The organism is Clostridium tarantellae, from assembly GCF_009295725.1.
GTDB lineage: Bacteria > Bacillota > Clostridia > Clostridiales > Clostridiaceae > Sarcina > Sarcina tarantellae.
Window position 1 is genome coordinate 1 of record NZ_WHJC01000371.1, and the last position, 2,874, is coordinate 2,874.

Sequence of the window (2,874 nt, forward strand, 5' to 3'; positions counted from 1 at the left end):
GCTATGCTTAAAATACTATAAAAGTAAAATGGATAATTTATAAATTATCCATTTTACTTTTTATTATTTATTTTATTTAGTTGTCCTTAAATTATTAATGCTTTCATCTAGTTTTACATGATTTTAGTTAAACACTTCCTCATTAAAATACTTAGCATTCCTTCATAATTTTCAAGTGTTAAATTTATATCTATTACTTGAAAATTTTCATTTTCTCAAATTTATACTTTTATACTTTTGCTGGCGAAACTCTAAAGACTTTAACACCATGTGCTGGTATTCTATATGCCTTAATTTCAGTAGTTATAACCCCTTCAGTTTTATCCCACAATTCTTTAGTGTTATATTTCTTAGCTAATAGGAAATTTTCTTTATTTACTAATTGAACACTTTGTACAATTTCATCAATAGTTACAGAAATGTCAGCAAAACTATTACTTCTATTAAATAAAACAATACCTACATCACCATTTTCTAAAGGTTTAGCTAAAACTTCAAACTCTCCTTCATCTTTTATTTTGTAAGCCTGTATTCCTAAAGGATCTTGATTTAAAGCAATAATATCCTTGTTAGTTAAGATGGTTGCTACTTCATAACTCATATTTCTAATATCATTTCCAATCATTAAAGGTGATGCCATAGCTGCCCATAAAGTAAAGTGAGATTTATTTTCTTCATAATTTAACCCCTCTAACCCTACAACAAGCATATCAGGGTCATTCCAACCATTTTTAACTGCATATTTTGCTAAATCTATATTTTTATCATAAATATACATTACTTCACCCCAGGTAGCTTTTCCATGATTAAATGTAATATCTCCAGTAGTTCTCCACATATGTCCCATTTCATTGGCCCATAACCAAGGTTCTCTATTTCCCCATTCACATACACTAAATACAATATTTCTACCAGTAGAATTTAATGCATTAGCCATTTTTCTATAGCTTCTAATAGCACCATCTAAATTTCCTTCTTGCTTATTATTATAAGGATTGTAGAACTTTAAAGTGTTTTCTCCAGCATTTAAATTAAGTTCTATAATTAATGTTCTAGCATCATATATATTCCAACTTTTAGTTGGTTTCATATAATAAAAATCCACTTCTTGCCCATTTACATCTATCTTAACTTGTCTACCATTATCAGCTGCAATATATTTTATATCTAACTTATAAACTCCATTTTCAGGAACATTTACAATTAATTCAGATTCACCTTCATTTTTTCCTATATAGCCTAAATATCCATTAGAATTTATTTTTGCTTTTCCACTAAGCTTATGATTAATAGGATTATAGTTAATTAAAAAATTATCTTTATAAACTTTAATATTACCTATATCAGCAGAGTACATATTTCTCATATTTGCATCAGGGCTTTTATATGGTTCAGGTTCTGATATAGGATTATTACAAAAATCATATTTGAAAAAATCTATTTCCCATTCTGCAAATTGCTCAGCATCTGACTTTTCATATCCAAAGCTGCCTGGAAGAAACATACAAGTTCCAGTGCCTGCTGAATTATACATACCAAATTTCAAACCATTTTCATGTATATAATCAGCTAAAAATTTAAATCCATTTGGAAATTTTGTTTTATGAGTAACTAATTTTCCTTTACTATCTCTATAATTTTCAATATAGCCATCATCTAATACCACATATTCATAACCAGCATCAGCTAATCCCTTATTTATCATAGCATCTACAGTTTCTTTTATAACAGTTTCATTTATATTGCCTCCAAAGGTATTCCAACTGTTCCATCCCATAGGTGGCACTAAAGCTAAATTTTTCTTACCCATTTCCGGTTTAGTTATTATAGAACTTATTATATCTAATTCATCTAAAGATTGAGCATTAGATTGTAAAGAGTTTGATGGTAGTGTTTCAGGTTGAATATTGTTATTAATATCCACATCCTCTGATTGATTAGATTTAATTATATAATTACCCTTTTTAATATTAATAAAGGTATAAAGACCTGAAAAATTAGTTTTAGTATATGCTAATGGAATAAGTTTCTTATTTTCATCAACTTCATACAAAATCACATCAGCATTAGAAATAGTTTTATTAGATTCATTGGTAATAACTCCAGAGATAACCCCTTTAGATGCATTAGGATCATTATTTAGCTTTAAATTCAAATGAGAAATATTACCTTTTGTAACTGTGGTTTGAATTTGTGTTGATACATATCCTAATTTAGAAATTGTAATAAAATAATTACCCTCATTTAACTGAGAAAAGGTAAAAACTCCATTTGAATCTGTAAATGTTAATGATTTTAAAATATTGTTATTATCTACAACACTATATAAAAATACTACTGCACCAAAAACTTCTATAGAGTTTGAATCTAGTAATGTTCCATTTATAACTCCTAAATTCACATTAGGACTATCATATAATGTGAAATCTATCATTTTTTTTGAACCATTTGATAGAGTAAAGGGCTGCGAAGTACTTAATAATTTTCCGTTAGTAATTGCAGACACAGTATATAATTCACTATAAAGAATATGACTTATTATATATTTGCCCTGATCATCTGTTGTAACTCTATATAATTGTTGTAAATCCTTCCCTATTAACTTTACTATAGCCCCTTTAATAGGGTTATTATTACTATCTACTACAGAGCCTACTATTAATGTACCTAAAAGTTCATTAGTGCTATCTGCCTCTAGCTTTATATCTACTTTTAAATCTAAATTTTTTTCTTTAACTTCTATAAATGAAGATTTGGTTAAATTATATTTATCACTTCTTATTTGCATATAAAAATCTCCTTACATAATATTTATTAATAAATTATTTAACTAGGAACTAATCTCACTCCATACATTTTATGGAGTTTTATAAA

The 2,874-nt window shown here is 27.2% G+C and carries 1 protein-coding gene; it reads right to left on the reverse strand.

Going from position 1 to position 2,874, the window contains the following annotated elements; genetic code table 11:
• Positions 1–229 precede the first annotated feature (229 nt).
• Positions 230–2,788, reverse strand: a complete 2,559-nt coding sequence (locus GBZ86_RS14595; protein ID WP_152891855.1) for a carboxypeptidase regulatory-like domain-containing protein — start codon at positions 2,786–2,788, stop codon at positions 230–232.
• Positions 2,789–2,874 lie beyond the last annotated feature (86 nt).